The organism is Kineosporia rhizophila (genome assembly GCF_021277265.1).
Classification (GTDB): domain Bacteria; phylum Actinomycetota; class Actinomycetes; order Actinomycetales; family Kineosporiaceae; genus Kineosporia; species Kineosporia rhizophila.
Map to the genome: position 1 here is coordinate 59,640 of NZ_JAJSOH010000020.1, position 14,775 is coordinate 74,414.

General features: G+C 71.0%; 13 protein-coding genes, 2 pseudogenes and 1 riboswitch. Of the genes and pseudogenes, 11 read left to right on the plus strand and 4 right to left on the minus strand.

Features of this window, described 5'->3' with window-relative positions; all coding sequences use genetic code 11:
* Positions 1-45: 45 nt before the first annotated feature.
* The 5 genes and pseudogenes from aceA to LWF15_RS24765 all read left to right on the plus strand — a co-directional run bounded on the left by aceA (position 46) and on the right by LWF15_RS24765 (position 4,197).
* Positions 46-1,308: an isocitrate lyase gene (gene aceA / locus LWF15_RS24745; protein WP_232813314.1), complete on the plus strand. Its 1,263-nt coding sequence runs from the start codon at positions 46-48 to the stop codon at positions 1,306-1,308.
* Complete coding sequence (locus LWF15_RS24750; protein WP_232813315.1) at positions 1,308-1,580, plus strand: hypothetical protein; 273 nt, start codon at positions 1,308-1,310, stop codon at positions 1,578-1,580. The genes aceA and LWF15_RS24750 overlap by 1 nt, the downstream gene beginning before the upstream one ends.
* Positions 1,581-1,665: 85 nt before the next feature.
* The gene (locus tag LWF15_RS24755) at positions 1,666-2,991 is read left to right on the plus strand and encodes a GH1 family beta-glucosidase (protein WP_232813316.1); all 1,326 of its coding nucleotides are present in this window, start codon (positions 1,666-1,668) and stop codon (positions 2,989-2,991) included.
* A gap of 164 nt (positions 2,992-3,155) precedes the next feature.
* A pseudogene (locus LWF15_RS38230) lies at positions 3,156-3,773 on the plus strand (MFS transporter); the annotation flags it as partial.
* A 40-nt stretch (positions 3,774-3,813) separates the two neighbouring features.
* Positions 3,814-4,197: an MFS transporter gene (locus LWF15_RS24765; protein WP_232813318.1), complete on the plus strand. Its 384-nt coding sequence runs from the start codon at positions 3,814-3,816 to the stop codon at positions 4,195-4,197.
* A 16-nt stretch (positions 4,198-4,213) separates the two neighbouring features.
* On the opposite strand, the gene LWF15_RS24770 is transcribed toward LWF15_RS24765, so the two are convergent.
* Positions 4,214-4,921 carry an aminotransferase class IV gene (locus tag LWF15_RS24770; protein WP_232813319.1) on the minus strand — a complete coding sequence of 236 codons (708 nt, stop codon included), beginning with the start codon at positions 4,919-4,921 and terminating at the stop codon, positions 4,214-4,216.
* A 247-nt stretch (positions 4,922-5,168) separates the two neighbouring features.
* Here LWF15_RS24770 and LWF15_RS24775 point away from each other — a divergent pair, with 247 nt between their 5' ends.
* On the plus strand, positions 5,169-5,930 hold the full coding sequence (locus tag LWF15_RS24775; RefSeq protein ID WP_352396703.1) for an SAM-dependent methyltransferase: 762 nt from the start codon (positions 5,169-5,171) through the stop codon (positions 5,928-5,930).
* Positions 5,931-6,088: 158 nt separating this feature from the next.
* Positions 6,089-6,340 (plus strand): hypothetical protein, encoded by a 252-nt coding sequence (locus LWF15_RS24780; protein ID WP_232813321.1) that lies wholly within the window; start codon positions 6,089-6,091, stop codon positions 6,338-6,340.
* Positions 6,341-6,570: 230 nt separating this feature from the next.
* Here LWF15_RS24780 and LWF15_RS37795 read toward each other — a convergent pair.
* The 3 genes and pseudogenes from LWF15_RS37795 to LWF15_RS24795 all read right to left on the minus strand — a co-directional run.
* Positions 6,571-7,776, minus strand: a pseudogene (locus tag LWF15_RS37795) (glycosyltransferase); the annotation flags it as partial.
* Positions 7,777-7,856: 80 nt separating this feature from the next.
* Positions 7,857-8,702, minus strand: a complete 846-nt coding sequence (locus LWF15_RS24790) for a TylF/MycF/NovP-related O-methyltransferase (protein WP_232813323.1) — start codon at positions 8,700-8,702, stop codon at positions 7,857-7,859.
* Positions 8,703-8,819: 117 nt separating this feature from the next.
* On the minus strand, positions 8,820-11,051 hold the full coding sequence (locus tag LWF15_RS24795; RefSeq protein WP_232813324.1) for an acyltransferase family protein: 2,232 nt from the start codon (positions 11,049-11,051) through the stop codon (positions 8,820-8,822).
* Between the two features lie 266 nt (positions 11,052-11,317).
* Positions 11,318-11,414, plus strand: a riboswitch (TPP riboswitch).
* On the opposite strand from LWF15_RS24795, the gene thiM reads away from it, so the two are divergent.
* From thiM to LWF15_RS24815, 4 genes are all read left to right on the plus strand, one after another.
* Complete coding sequence (gene thiM, locus LWF15_RS24800; RefSeq protein WP_232813325.1) at positions 11,407-12,228, plus strand: hydroxyethylthiazole kinase; 822 nt, start codon at positions 11,407-11,409, stop codon at positions 12,226-12,228. Its footprint overlaps the riboswitch before it by 8 nt.
* Positions 12,225-12,890, plus strand: a complete 666-nt coding sequence (gene thiE, locus LWF15_RS24805) for a thiamine phosphate synthase (protein ID WP_232813326.1) — start codon at positions 12,225-12,227, stop codon at positions 12,888-12,890. The genes thiM and thiE overlap by 4 nt, the downstream gene beginning before the upstream one ends.
* Positions 12,887-14,338, plus strand: a complete 1,452-nt coding sequence (thiD, locus tag LWF15_RS24810; protein ID WP_232813327.1) for a bifunctional hydroxymethylpyrimidine kinase/phosphomethylpyrimidine kinase — start codon at positions 12,887-12,889, stop codon at positions 14,336-14,338. Before thiE ends, thiD begins: the two co-directional genes overlap by 4 nt.
* 80 nt (positions 14,339-14,418) lie before the next feature.
* The gene (locus LWF15_RS24815) at positions 14,419-14,730 is read left to right on the plus strand and encodes a hypothetical protein (RefSeq protein ID WP_232813328.1); all 312 of its coding nucleotides are present in this window, start codon (positions 14,419-14,421) and stop codon (positions 14,728-14,730) included.
* Positions 14,731-14,775 lie beyond the last annotated feature (45 nt).

Sequence of the window (14,775 nt, forward strand, 5' to 3'; positions counted from 1 at the left end):
GCCGGGCGGCTGTCAGGGTGGAGGGAACCCGATCAGGAGGCGGCCATGACGAACGCGGAACAGCTTGCGCAGCAGTGGAAGACGGACGAGCGCTGGAAGGGCGTCGAGCGCACCTACTCGGCCCAGGACGTGGTGCGGCTGCGTGGCAGCGTGGTCGAGGAGCACACCCTGGCCCGGCTCGGGGCCGAGAAGTTGTGGCGCTCGCTACACAGCGAGGACTACGTGGCCGCCCTCGGCGCGCTCACCGGCAACCAGGCGGTGCAGCAGGTGCGGGCCGGGCTGAAGGCGATCTACCTGTCCGGCTGGCAGGTCGCGGCCGACGCCAACCAGGCCGGCCAGACCTACCCCGACCAGAGTCTGTACCCGGCCGACTCGGTGCCCAAGGTGGTGCGCCGGATCAACAACGCGCTGCTGCGGGCCGACCAGATCGCGCACAGCGAAGGGGGCGGCGACGTGGACTGGCTGGTGCCGATCGTGGCCGACGCCGAGGCCGGCTTCGGTGGGCCGCTGAACGCGTTCGAGCTGATGCGGGGGATGATCGCGGCCGGTGCGGCCGGGGTGCACTGGGAGGACCAGCTGGCCTCGGAGAAGAAGTGCGGGCACCTGGGCGGCAAGGTGCTGGTGCCGACCGGGCAGCACGTGCGCACCCTGAACGCCGCCCGCCTGGCCGCCGACCTGGCCGGGGTGCCCTCGCTGATCGTGGCCCGCACCGACGCCCAGGCGGCCACCCTGATCACCAGTGACATCGACGAGCGGGACCGGCCCTTCGTCACCGGCGAGCGCACCGCCGAGGGCTTCTACCGGGTGCGCGGCGGCCTGGAACCGTGCATCGCCCGGGGCCTGGCCTACGCGCCTCACGCCGAGCTGTTGTGGATGGAGACGTCCAAGCCCGACCTGGAGGTGGCGCGGGCCTTCGCCGAGGGGATCAAGGCGCGCTACCCCGACCAGATGCTGGCCTACAACTGCTCGCCCTCGTTCAACTGGCGGCGGCACCTGGACGACGACACCATCGCCAAGTTCCAGCGCGAGCTCGGGCACATGGGGTACAAGTTCCAGTTCATCACCCTGGCCGGCTTCCATGCGCTCAACCACTCCATGTTCACCCTGGCCCAGGGGTACGCGGAGACCGGGATGAGCGCCTACGTCGAGCTGCAGGAGCGCGAGTTCGCCTCGGAGGAGCGCGGTTACACCGCAACCAAGCACCAGCGGGAGGTCGGCACCGGCTGGTTCGACCTGGTCAGCACCGCGATCAACCCGGCCGGGGAGACCACCGCGCTGGCCGGCTCGACCGAGCAGGAGCAGTTCTGATGCTGATCGGTGAGCCCGGGGTGCGGGCGAGTGTGGCCGAGGTGGTGCATCACCTGAACCTCCGGCTCGGCGGTGGCGCGGCCGAAGACCCGCTCGCCGCGCAGAACTCCGCCCACCTGGTGTGGCAGTGGGTGCGCGAGGAGCTGGTGGCCCGGGCCCTGGTCGAGCAGATCGTGCACGAGGAGACGGCCGGGCTCAGTTCCGGCGGCCGGGTGTTCGACCTGTTCGTCCAGACCGCACTGGGGGTCCGGCCGCCGGCCCTGGAGGTGTAGCTCTACGGTCGCGCGACATCTGGTGCCTGAGCCCCCGCTTCTGCGAATATCGGATCTTTCCGGCACAGGAGTGGGGGTCGGGTCCGTGAACCTGCCGCGGGACTTCGTCTTCGGAACGAGTACGGCCGCCTATCAGATCGAGGGGGCGGCCACGGCGGACGGCCGGGGCCCGAGCATCTGGGACACCTTCTGCGCCGAGCCCGGCCGGATCGCCGACGGCAGCAGCGGCGCGGTCGCCTGCGGTCACTACGACCGGCCGGCCGAGGACGTGGCGCTGCTGAAGCGGCTCGGCGCCGGCGGCTACCGCTTCTCGATCGCCTGGCCGCGGATCCAGCCGGGGGGCCGGGGCCCGGTCAATGCCCAGGGGCTGGCCTTCTACGACCGGCTGGTCGACGCGCTGCTGGAGGCGGGCATCCGGCCGATGGCCACGCTCTACCACTGGGACCTGCCTCAGGAACTTGAGGACGAGGGGGGCTGGCTCAGTCGCGACACGGCCTACCGCTTCGGTGAGTACGCGTCGGTGGTCGCCGGGTGCCTGGCCGACCGGGTGGCCTCCTGGTGCCCGGTGAACGAGCCGAACGTGATGACGTTGCAGGGGTATGCGCTCGGAGAGCTGGCCCCTGGGAAGAACCTGCTGTTCGAGGCGCTTCCCGCGGTGCACCACGCGTTGCTCGGGCACGGTCTGGCGGTGCAGGCGCTGCGCACGGCCGGAGCCACCGGGATCGGTACGGCCACCAACCACTTCCCGGTGCGCGCGCTCGGCCGGTCCGAGGCCGACCGGGTCGCCGCCCGGTTCCTCGACCTGCTCTGGAACCGGCTGTTCGCCGACCCGATCCTGCTCGGCCGCTATCCCGAGGGCCTGGGCGAGGGGATGCCCGGCCCGGTGGCCGAGGACCTGGAGCTGATCGGGCAGCCGCTCGACTTCTACGGTGTGAACTACTACAACCCGATGGGTGTGCGGGCGGCCGCCCCGGGCTCGCCGCTGCCGTTCGACTACGCGGAGCTGAGCGGCTACCCGACAACGGGTTTCGGCTGGCCGGTGGTCCCCGAAGGGCTCACCGAGCTGTTGCTCGACCTGCACGCCCGCTACCCGGGCATCCCGCCGGTCGTCATCACCGAGAACGGCTGCTCCTATCCCGACGCGCCCGACGAGCAGGGAGTCGTCGACGATCAGGCCCGCATCGACTACCTCCAGGCCCATCTGCGGGCGGTCGAGGAAGCGGTGGCTCAGGGGGTGGACGTGCGGGGGTACTACTGCTGGTCGCTGATGGACAACTTCGAGTGGGCGCACGGGTACACCCAGCGGTTCGGGCTGGTGCACATCGATTTTGAGACGCTCGTGCGCACTCCCAAACGCTCGTTCAGTTGGTACGCGGACCTGGTGCGGGCGCACCGTGAAGGCCGGGCGTGAGCACACAACTCGAGCGGGTCCCGCGCCTGTGGGTGGGTGGGCTCTTCCTGGCCAGCATCGGTCTGTGGTCGGGTTTCTTCGGGCCGATCCAGGTGCTGCTCGCCCAGCAGGCCGAGGTGCTGGCCCCCGAGCACAAGGAATCGGCGCTGTCCCTGGTGACCGGTGTGGGGGCGGCGGTCTCCACCGTCCTGAACCCGTTCTGGGGCGCGCTTTCCGATCGCACCACGCTGCGCCTGGGACGTCGGCTGCCGTGGGTGCTCGGCGGGGCCGCTGCGGGCGCCGTGTCGATGGTGCTCCTGGCTCAGGCCGACAGCGTCGGGCAGATGGTCCTGGCCTGGGCGCTGGCCCAGGCCGGCCTGAACGCCATGCTGGCCGCGATCACCGCCACCGTGCCCGACCAGGTGCCGGTGCACGAGCGGGGTACCGTCGGCGGCGCCCTGGCCGTGGCCCAGACCCTGGGCGTGGTGGCCGGTTCCGGCATCGCCGCGGCCACCGGGAGCATTGCCGCCGGGTATCTCACGCTGGCGGCGGTGCTCCTGATCACCACCGTGCCCTACGCCCTCAATTCCCGCGACGTCCCGCAGTCCCGGCCACCGGCGTCCTTGAATTGGTCTGCGTTCTGGGTGTCGCCGCGTGAGCACCCCGACTTCGCCTGGGCCTGGCTCACCCGGTTCCTGATGAACCTGGGCAACGCGCTGCTCATCCTCTACCTGCTCTTCTACCTGGAAGACGCGGTGGGCCTGGCCGAGGACGAGGCCGAAGGGGCGGTGTTCGCCCTGACCGCGGTCTACGGCGCCTGCACTGTGGTCACCGCCTTCGCCGGTGGCTACTGGGTCCGACAAGGTCGGCCGGCGCAAGGTTTTCGTGATCTGGTCGGGCCTGGTCACGGCGGCCGCGCTGCTGCTGTTCGCCCTGGTGCCCACGCTGGCGGCGGCCTGGGTGGGGGCGGTGCTGCTGGGCATCGGGTTCGGCGCGTACACCGCCGTCGACTTCGCACTGATCACCCAGGTGCTGCCCGCGGCCGACGACCGCGCGAAGGATCTGGGCGTCATCAACATCGCCGCGGCCCTGCCGCAGGTGCTGGCCCCGGCCCTGGCGGCGGCCGTGCTGGCGCTCGAGCTGGGTTATGCCGGGGTGTTCGGGCTGGCGGCGGCGATCAGCGTGCTCGGATCGGTGCTGGTGGGACGGATCCGGTCGGTGCCGTGAATGGCGGCGCGGTCCGCTACTCGGCCAGCCCGAGCAGCTCCTCCTGCCACGACTGCCGCCGGCCATCGATCGAACCGACCGGACCAGCCGACCGGATCCCGTGCAGAGCACTCATCGACCAGCACACCAGCCCGTCCAGCGCCCTCACCCCAACCTGCTCGAACACCACCTTCTGCCCCCGCCGGGCAGCAATCCGCAGCACCAGCGCACGAGTAACACTCGGCAGCAGCCCCGGCCCGTCCGGCGGCCCGCACAGCACATCGCCCCGCCACCACATCAGCGAGCTCAGCGCCCCCTCCCGCACCCACCCCTCCGGTGACACGAGCACCGCCTCGGTGCCGTCGCCGCCCTGCGCACGCAGCTTCAGCAGGGTCTCCAGGTCGGGTCCTTTAACTAAAGGACGTTTGCGAGGGTCAGGGCGGTCGGGGAACCAGAGCGACACGGAGGACGAGGGGGGTGGGGCGGGCCTGACCCAGGCCCGGAACTCGCCCTGGTGGAACTCGATGCGGGGGAACCAGCGGCCGGTACGGGGGAGCAAGGGGAGCACGTCGTCGAAGAAGAGGCCGGCGTCGGGGTGGGCGCAGGAGCGGGTGAAGCGCTCGCGGTGCAGGTCCAGCCCGCGGCAGCGACCCTCGTCGACCAGCCAGGAGTCGGCCACGTCGACCGCCACCGTGGCGTCGTTCGTGGGGGCGAAGGCGCCTCGGCCCAGCCAGCGCTGTTTCACGGAGCTGATTGTCGCTCAGGGGTCACACGCGGAGCTCGACGGGCTCGTCGGGACTCGTCGTGGCCGGTCGTCGCCGCTAGCCTGAACCCGCACAGAAGCGACAAAGGCGCCGGGCTGTGCAGTCCGGGCGCGGATCGGGAGGGGAACCGTGACCGAGCCAGAGAAGTCCGACCAGCCGAGCGAGCCGGGGCAGCCGGGTCAGCCACCGGCGGATGCCACCCGCCAGGCCGTCCATCCGGACCACCTGATCCCGAACTCGGCCCGGATGTACGACTACTGGCTCGGCGGCAAGGACAACTACGCGGCCGACCGCGAGCTGGCCGACTTCTTCCTGCAGAAGATCCCCTCGATGCGGGAGATGGCGCGGGCCAACCGGGACTTCGTCAACCGGGCCACGCACGCCCTGGCGGCCGAGGGGGTGCGCCAGTTCCTGGACATCGGCACCGGCATCCCCACGAGCCCCAACCTGCACGAGACCGCGCAGTCGGTGGCGCCGGACGCGCACGTGGTCTACGCCGACAACGACCCGGTGGTGCTGGCGCACGCCCGGGCGCTGATGATCAGCAACGAGGTGGGGCAGGTCGCCTACATCGCCGCGGACGTGCGGCGGCCGGAGGCGATCCTGGCCGATCCGGAGCTGCGGGCCCAGCTCGACCTCGAGCGGCCGGTCGCGCTGATGCTGATCGCGGTGCTGATGCTGATCGACGACCGGGAGGACGTGCAGGGCTCGGTGGCCAAGCTGCGCGAGGCCCTGCCGTCCGGCAGCTACTTGGCCATCACTCATCCCACGGCCGACTTCGACCCGCCGGTGGTGAACGAGGTCACCGAGTCGGCGCGGGCCTCGGGCATGACCTTCGTGCCGCGGGCCAAGGCCGAGGTCGAGCAGTTCTTCGGCGACTGGGAGCTGATCGAGCCGGGGCTGGTGCCGGTGCGCGCCTGGCGGCCCGACGGCCCGGTGGAGGACCCGCAGTCGGCCTGGTACTGGGCAGGCGTGGCCCGCAAGCCGTAGGCCGGGAGGTCGCGACTGGCGGGACGGGCGGGGCTGACTAGATTGGGGCGCAGTGGGACAGCGGGGTTGAGCACCAGGCCTGGCCTGTCCCGGCAAGTGCTGAGGAGTGGGCGGTCATCGGCAAGCAGAGCACTGCCGTAGCAGCGACCGGCACCTGGGTGGACCCGGACGGAGTCCGGCGTCCCTCGGGTGAGGTGCACGGCTGGCGGCAGGGGATGAACCAGACGTTGTGCGGGCTGGCGCTGAGCCGGTCGCGGCTCAGTCGCTTCCCGCACGTCTCCTGGGCCGACGCCGACCCGGCCACCGGGGCGCACGCCGACGCGGTGGCCGAGGTGTGCCCACGCTGTGCCGCGGCGATGGGGGTGCGGCGTGACAGCCGGCCCTGGACACGCCACGACCCCCGACCCTGAGCAGCTCAGCAACCAGTCAGCTTCTCTTCCCCCGGAGGCGATCAGTCATGTTCTTCTTCTTCTCCAACCGCCTCGGCTGCCTCGGCTCGATCGCCGTCAGCATCATCGGCACCCTGATCGTCGTCGCCCTCCTGGCCATGTTCCTCTGAGGCCACCCGGTGCAGCAGTGTCTGCCAGTCGCGCAGATACTGCTGCACCGAGTGGGTTCCGGCCTCGGCCCGGGCCGCCGTGCTCAGCCGGGCCAGCAGATCCGGGTCGCGCACGAGCCGCAGCATCTGGTCGGCCAGTTCGCCGGTGTCACCCGGGCGCACCAGAAAACCGGCTGATCGCACCTGTTCCCGCGGACCGTAGGCGATGTCGTAGGCGATCACCGGGCACCCCCGGGCCAGGGCCTCCAGCACCACCAGCGGGTAGCCCTCGAACCGGCTGGTCAGCAGGAGCGCGGTGGCGGTGTGCAGTTGCTCCTTGGCCGCCGCGTCGTAACCCCGCAGCCGAACTGCGTGCTCGAGACCACTCGTCCGTAATTGGTTCTGCAACTCCTCCCGAAGGCTGCCCTCACCGTAGATGTCCAGAGTGGCCCCCGGCTCCTCGGCGACCACCGTGGCGAAGGCGCGTACAGCGTCCTCAATCTGTTTCTGTCGTTCCAGCCGCCCGATCATGACGAACCGTTGCGCTTGCCTGGCCTTTTCGTCTCCGACGGAGGGTTCGGTCACCGGATTCGGGATGACGTAAACGTTGTCGGCGGTGTCGAAGCGCCGGACGATGTCCTCACGCTGCCGTCCGGTCAGGGTGACCAGGGCCGAGAGCTGAGGAATGGCCTCGAGCACCGGCAGATGGGTGGGATGCGGCTCCGAATCCGGGTGGTACGGCTCGAGAACGTGGATGTTGTGCACCACATGGATCAGCCGTACCTGTTCCTGATGGGCCAGCGGAACCAGGTGGCGCAGGGCGAAACGGCTGTCGGAGACGACGAAGACGGGCGTCGAGGGGTCGGGGTCGAACAGGCCGGTGACCCACCACCGGCGCAGGGCGCCCAGCCCGCCGAACCGACGCACCACCCGGTTGTTCCGGTCGGCCAGCAGCAGACCCTGCGAACTGCGGCGCAGATAGACGCTGCCGTCGGCCCGCCGGTAGTCGGTCATCACCGCCGTGCCCTTGGAGTACGAACTCAGATGCACCGTGCCGTCCGGATGCGGCTGGTCGGTGCGGTCCAGGTCCACCGGATCGGGCAGTGGGGGAGCCTGATCCGGGGCCAGGGGCGGTGGCTCGTTGCGCAGCCATTCGAACAGGTTCAGGATCACCGTGCTCGGGGCGATCTGCCCAGCGGCCGCGAGTTCCGCGCGGATGTGCGGGTAGTCGGGCTGGTCGTCGAAAGACAGCAGAGTGGGCGTGATCCCGGCCTGCTCGGCGAAGAGCCGGTTGCGCAGCAGGAACATCGCCGTCTGCCCACCCCGGCCCAGGGCCAGGCGGGAGGTGACGGCGAGGTACTGACCCGGGGGGAAGGCGAAGCCGGGCACTAGGGCTTGATCGCGACGCGACCGGTGCCGGCCCGCCACAGGGCCAGCTGGAAACCGTTGTCCCGCAGCCACTCGTCGGTGGCCTGCCGGGCCCCCTGCCACCAGCCGTAGTCGTCGAGGATGAGCACCCCGCCGGAGACCAGGCGCGGGTACAGGTGTTCCAGCTCGTGGCGGGTGGAGGAGTACCAGTCGGTGTCCAGGCGCAGCAGGGCGATCGACTCGGGAGCCTTCTGCGGCACCGTGTCCTCCACCTTGCCGGGCACGAAGTGCACCCGCTCGGCCGGGTAGGGCACCGTCTCGAAGCCGGCCTTCACGTCCTCCAGCGAGGCGTAGGCCCAGATGGTCTGCTCACGGGTGCCCTCGGCGAGCAGTTCCTGCGCGGTGCGGCCGTCGGTGCGCACGTCGTTCTCCTCTGGCGGCGGCATGCCCTCGAAGGTGTCGAACAGGTACAGCTCGCGGGACTGATCGCCGCCGGCGGTCAGGGTGCGGGCCACCGCGTGCATCGAACCACCGCGCCAGACACCGCATTCCACCACGGCGCCCGGGACCTGGTGGTCGCGGATGTACCGGGTGGCGGTGATCAGCGCGTGCAGCTTGTCGTTGCTGGTCATCGTGTAGGGGCGGACCGCGGTGATGACGTCCTTGATCTCGTCGTCGAAGTCCCGGGGGAACGGCTTGGCCTTGCTCGCGCTCTTCGGGGCGGCGGGAGCAGAGGCAGGGGTGGAGGCAGAGCCGGCGAGGCGTTCCAGGCGAGCGGTCGCCTTCTCCAGGCGGGTGACCGTCTTGTTCAGCCCGCGCGGAGCCGCCGGGGCCGGCCGCGACAGCTGGTACCCCGTGGCGCGCACCAGTAGGCCATTTACCGTTCGCTTGAGATTCACATGTCACATTAGACACGTTTGCCCGCCGTTCTGCTGGCCAGAACGGGTACAAACGGGCAATTGACTCGGAAAAAAGGCTTGCGGTCAGCTCTCCGGCGGCAGAAGTCGCTGCAGCAGGCGAGGTTTGAGCACCTCGGCGAGCCGGGTACGGACGAACGGGGCCAGGGTGCGTGAGTAGGTGCCGGTGAGGTGGTGGTCGTCGCGGTAGATGAGGGCGTCGCCGATCACCGAGGGGCACTGCTCGTCGGTGCACAGACGGTCGTTGAGGTCGAGCACCGGGTCACCGGCCCGCTGGGCGGCGGTCCGGACCACGCCTTCCCCGGCCAGTGCCTCCTCGCGGTCCTTGGCGCAGTTGGCCAGCGTGTTCAGGTTGAGGCTGACGCACTCGGGCACGTCCATCGCCATCCGCGGGGTCTCGGCGAAGGTCACCACCGGGATGCCCGCCCGCTTCATCTCGGCCAGCCGCACCCGCAGACCGCGGATCATCTCGCGGCGCTTCACCTCGCCGCGCACCACCTTCCCGTTCTTGAACACCGGGTAGGTCTCCAGTTGGGTGGTGAACAGCAGGTCCGGGTCCATCGCGGTGACCTGATCGCGCACCGCCTGGTTCCAGTCGATGCAGGAGGTGTAGAGCGCCCCGCTCTCGAATCGCCGGGTGTCGGAGAAGGCGCAGCCGGCCTTGGTCATCGAGATCAGCTGCCAGCGTTCCTGCCGGGCGATCTCCTCCAGCGCGGGGATCCACTGGCCCATCTTGGAGTCGCCGACCGCCACGACGGTGGGGGAGTCCGGCCCGGCGCGGAAGTCGAACACGCAAGGACGGACGGTTGCGTCGGCGTAGTTGGACGGGCAGCCGCGCGTGTAGATCTCGCCGCTGTCGTTCTTGGCCTCCTCCGGTCGCGGGGTGAGGGCCTTGGCTGCCGGCTGCACCTCGATGGTGCCCGCCGCGCCCACGGCGTGCACCGCTTCCTGTACCGAGCGGGCCTGGGCCAGGAGCGTTCCCGAACCGGCGGCCACCAGGGCCAGAGTCAGACCGCCGGCCAGGCCCAGCCGGGTAGGGGCCCAGAAGCGGGCGGTACGGGCGGGATTCTCGACCAGCGCATAGGTGGCGGCGGCCAGGGCCAGGCTGATCGCCACGACGGCCAGGCCCTCGACCACAGTCAGGTCGCCGTCGACCTGGGCGAACACCACCAGGGGCCAGTGCCAGAGGTAGAGCGAGTAGGAGATGTCGCCGATCCGGGTCAGCGCGGGGTTGGACAGCAGCAGGTGGGCGCCCTGTGCGGCCAGGCCGTAGCGCAGGATCAGCACGGTGCCGACGACCACCACCACGGTGAGCGGGCCCGGCCACATGGTTTCCGGCCGCACCACGAAGAGGGCGCCGAGAATCAGGACCAGTCCGCTCCAGCCGAGCAGGGCGCGGCTCCAGCGCTGGCCCTGGGTGGCTGCGCGGGCGTGGGCCCGGCGGCGGGCCCGCGGCATGGTGATCGCGCACAGGGCGCCGGCCGCGAGCTCCCAGACCCGGGTGTGGGTGGTGAAGTAGGTCTGGGGTGAGTAGGTGAGCAGGGCCAGCAGCAGGGAGCCGGCGATCACGGCGCTGATCACGCCGATCGCCACCTTCTTGGTGCGGGCCAGCAGCACCAGGCTGATCAGCAGGGGCCAGGCCAGGTAGAACTGCTCCTCGATGGCCAGCGACCAGAAGTGCTGCAGCGGGCTGGGGGCGGCGCCCTCGCTAAGGTAGTCGACCGATCCGGCGGCCAGGCGCCAGTTGATCGCGTAGGCCGCCGAGGCGATGGCGTCCTGCCCGACGCTTTCCCAGCGGGAGGCGGGCAGCCACCAGCGTGCGGTCAGGCAGGTGACGAGCAGCACCAGGACGCTGGCGGGCAGCAGTCGGCGGGCGCGCTTGGCCCAGAACGCGGTCAGCGAGATCCGGCCGGTCTTCTGGTGCTCGCGCACCAGCAGGCCGGTGATCAGGAAACCGGACAGGACGAAGAAGACGTCGACGCCGAGGAAGCCGCCGCTGGGCCCGAGACCGGTGTGGTACAGCAGGACCATCAGGACGGCGACCGCCCGCAGGCCCTGCACGTCGGTGCGGAAACCGGCGCCCGGAGTGGTGACCGGCAGCCGGTTGGTGTGCGGCGTCTGAGGGCGCCGGTTCTGCCGGGGTATCCGGGGGCCGCCGGACGGGCGGCGCAACACCTGGAGGACGTCGGTGCCGGGTGTTCGGGTGACCCGGACCGATTCTGTGGTGCTGGTTCTCGTGCGCGGGCGAAGGGGGAGGCCGGTGCCTGCTTCCACGTGCGTCCCCCGGGGATGGGTCATGCCGTCCTGGCGTGTCGCATCCCTTCGATCCGTGTCACCAGGATGGCCTTGCTGATCACGTTGTGTGATCCCGTCCGGGCAAGTTACCGCACGACGCGGGCCGGTGTCGCCCGCCGCGCGGCCGTCGTGTCCACCCCCGCCGCTCCGAGGGCTTTGCCTGCGCCGCAACGATCTTCGCAGTGTCCGATGTGCCCCGGAACGCCTCCCGGGGCCTGAGGCCGAAAGGCGGGTGTTGCGCGGATCGGGCGGGAAATGAGAATGTCCTGCCAAGAGACACGGGGTGCCCCGCAATCGGTGGCTGAGATGAAACCCGTTGAACCTGATCTAGTTCGTACTAGCGAAGGGATGTCTGCGGATGCCGGATTTTGCCGTGCCCGTGAACACCGTTGTCGTGCCGAGTTCCGTCGAGTTGCTGGCCCGGGTCAGGCAGCACTCGCCGCTGGTCCAGTGCATCACCAACGACGTCGTGGTCAACTTCACCGCGAACGTCCTCCTGGCGGTCGGGGCCGCTCCGGCGATGGTCGACATCCCCGAGGAATCGGGTATTTTCGCGCAGGTCGCCGGAGGGCTGCTGATCAATCTCGGCACCCCGCACGCCGGGCGCAGGGCCGCGATGGAGGTGGCGGCGCAGGCCGCCGCCACCGCCGGAACTGCGTGGGTGCTCGATCCGGTGGCGATCGGCGCGCTGCCCGTGCGCACGGCGCTGGCCCACCAGTTGCGCGAGCTGCGCCCGACGATCGTGCGGGGCAACGCCTCGGAGATTCTCGCTCTGGCGGGAACCGGGACGGGTGGACGAGGGGTGGACGCCACCGCGACGGTCGACGCGGCCGAGGTCGCGGCCGCTGAGATCGCCTCCGGCACAGGGGGAGTGGTGGCGGTCTCGGGCGCCGTCGACCTGATCACCGACGGCACTCGTACCGTGCGCCTGGCCAACGGCCACGAACTGCTCACGAAGGTCACCGGCGGCGGTTGTGCGCTGGGCGCCGTGATGGCCGCCTTCGCCGCGGTCGAGACCGACCGCTTGGCCGCCACCACCGCCGCGGTGCTGGTGTACACGGTGGCCGCGCAGAAGGCGGCCGAGGTGGCGGCCGGTCCGGGGTCGTTCGCGGTCGCCTTCCTGGACGCCCTGGCCTCGGTCGACGGTGACGACCTCGAGCGCCTGGCCCGGGTGTCGTGACCGGCCTCGGTCTCCAGCTCGGTCTCCACCTCGGTCTCTACCTGGTCACCGATTCCGGGCTGGCCGAGCGGGCCGGGCACACGCTGCCCGACCTGGTCGCGGCGGCCGTGGCGGGCGGTGTGACCACCGTGCAGGTGCGCGAGAAAGAGCGTCCTGCGGGCGATTTCCTGCGTACGGTGATGGAGGTCGGCGAAGTCGTCCCGGAGGGCGTCACGCTGCTGGTCAACGACCGGGTCGACGTGTACCTGGCCGCCCGGGAGCAGGGGGCGCCGGTCGCCGGGGTCCACGTGGGCCAGGAGGACCTGCCCGCTGTTCTGGTCCGGCAGCTGATCGGCCCGCAGGCGGTGCTCGGGCTCAGCGCCGCGCACCCGGAACAGCTGGCGGCGGCAGCAGCCAGCCCGGCGCGGGTCGACTACGTAGGTATCGGGGTGCTGCGCGCCACCGACACCAAGCCCGACGCGCCCGCGCCCCTGGGGATCGAAGGCATGCGCGAGCGCGCGGCCCGTTCGGCCCTGCCGGCGGTGGCGATCGGCGGGATCAAGGTTCAGGATGCGGCAGCCCTGGCCGGCAGCGCACTGTCCGGGGTGGCGGTGGTCAGCGGAATCTGCGCGGCCGCCGATCCCCGCGCGGCGGCTGCCGCCTACGCGGAGGTGTGGAAATGATTCCCCGAGTTCTCTCGATCGCCGGCACCGACCCCACGGGTGGGGCCGGCGTCCAGGCCGACCTGAAGAGCATCGCGGCCAACGGCGGCTACGGCATGGCCGTGGTCACCGCGCTGGTCGCGCAGAACACCCGGGGCGTGCGATCGGTGCACACCCCGCCGGTGAGCTTCCTGCGCGAGCAGCTGGAGGCGGTCAGCGACGACGTGGAGATCGACGCGGTCAAGATCGGCATGCTCGGTGAGGAGGCAGTGATCGGTGAGGTGACCGCGTGGCTGGACCACGTGCGTCCGTCGGTCGTGGTTCTCGATCCGGTGATGGTGGCCACCAGCGGCGACCGCCTGCTCGGCGCCGGCGCCGAGCAGGCCCTGCGCGAGATGCTGCCGCTGGCCGGGCTGGTCACCCCGAACGTGCCCGAGCTGGCCGTGCTCTCCGGAGCCGAGGTGGCTCAGGAGTGGGACGAGGTGGTCCGGCAGGCGCTGGCGGTCTCCGAACGGTGGGGCGTGCGGGTGCTGGCCAAGGGCGGGCACCTGAACGGCGACGTGGTCAGCGACGCCCTGGTCGACGCCGGCGCCACCGTGCCGGTGCGAAGGCTGGACGCGGCCCGGGTGCGCACGCAGGCCACCCACGGCACCGGCTGCTCACTGTCCTCGGCGGTGGCCACCTGGCAGGCGGCCACCGGAGACTGGTTCACCAGCATCGATCGTTCCAAGCGCTGGCTCACCGAGAGCCTGCGGCACGGTGAGGCGCTGGCGGTGGGGCAGGGGCACGGGCCGGTGAGTCACTTCGCCGGGCTGTGGGAACGCGGGGGCCTCAGCACCAGCATCACCGGCGAGTGGTGGGCCCGCACCGCCGAGCTGCGCCGGGCCACCGACACCGACCCGTTCCTGACCGGGCTGGCCGACGGCAGCCTGTCGCGTGAGGCGTTCGCGTTCTACCTGGCCCAGGACGCGCTCTACCTCGAGGGCTACGCCTCGGTGCTGTTCCGTCTGGCCCAGCTCACCGGCGATCCGGGCGAGCGGGCGTTCTGGGCGGCCGGGGCCAGCACCTGCCTGACCGTCGAGACGCAGCTGCACCGCACCTGGTCGGCCGACGGTGAGGTCGAGGTCGCGCCGGGCACGCAGGAGTACCTGTCGCATCTTCGCCAGGCCGTCGAGCAGGGGTACGAGCAGGGCGTGGCCGCGGTGCTGCCCTGCTACTGGATGTATGCCGACGTGGGGGCCCGCCTGGCCCCGGCACCGGAGACCAACCCGTACCACGAGTGGATCGCCACCTACGCCGACCCGCTGTTCGTGCAGTCGGCCGAGCGGGCCCGGGCGATCACCGAGCGGGTGGCCGAGGCGGCCGCACCGCAAGTGCAGGAGAGCATGTGGCAGGCGTTCGAGAAGTCGGCCAGACTGGAGCGGGACTTCTTCGCCGCACCCCTGGTCCCGGTCCTGAACCCGGCTTGACGGAGGTCTGACATGCGTCATCGGCACCCGGTCTAGCGACGGCCCCGTCCGGGGCGTCGCGGAACCGGAAGGTGACCGCCATGAGCAGGACCGACAAGACCAGGCCGGCGTGGGTGCGTCTGGCCGACTCACCCATGCACACCTGCGTGCCGCACCACGACCACCGCTTCGGCCCGTGCACCCTGCCCGACGAGGTGAGCGCCAAGAGCCTGAGGGCAACCCACGGCTGCCGCTGGCGACTCAGTGAGCAGTTCGCGCCCTACCGGCTGGACCGGGGTGGCCAGGAGTGGAACCGCTACCGGCGCCAGGACCGGCTGCGCAGTCGCCATCAGGCTCGCCGGCTCCTGCGCCGGATCGTGGTCGGTGAGCTGCGCGCCGAAGTGCGCCTGTAGGAAGTAATTCCCAGGACGGGACCGGACCCGCGGACGAATGCGGTG

What these genes read in the sequence shown, in the direction of transcription:
- aceA (WP_232813314.1), top strand. Translation starts at nt 46, where the DNA reads ATGACGAACGCGGAACAGCTTGCGCAGCAGTGGAAGACGGACGAGCGC.
- LWF15_RS24750 (WP_232813315.1), top strand. Translation starts at nt 1,308, where the DNA reads ATGCTGATCGGTGAGCCCGGGGTGCGGGCGAGTGTGGCCGAGGTGGTG.
- LWF15_RS24795 (WP_232813324.1), bottom strand. Translation starts at nt 11,051, where the DNA reads ATGACCCATCCCCGGGGGACGCACGTGGAAGCAGGCACCGGCCTCCCC.
- thiM (WP_232813325.1), top strand. Translation starts at nt 11,407, where the DNA reads ATGCCGGATTTTGCCGTGCCCGTGAACACCGTTGTCGTGCCGAGTTCC.
- thiD (WP_232813327.1), top strand. Translation starts at nt 12,887, where the DNA reads ATGATTCCCCGAGTTCTCTCGATCGCCGGCACCGACCCCACGGGTGGG.
- LWF15_RS24815 (WP_232813328.1), top strand. Translation starts at nt 14,419, where the DNA reads ATGAGCAGGACCGACAAGACCAGGCCGGCGTGGGTGCGTCTGGCCGAC.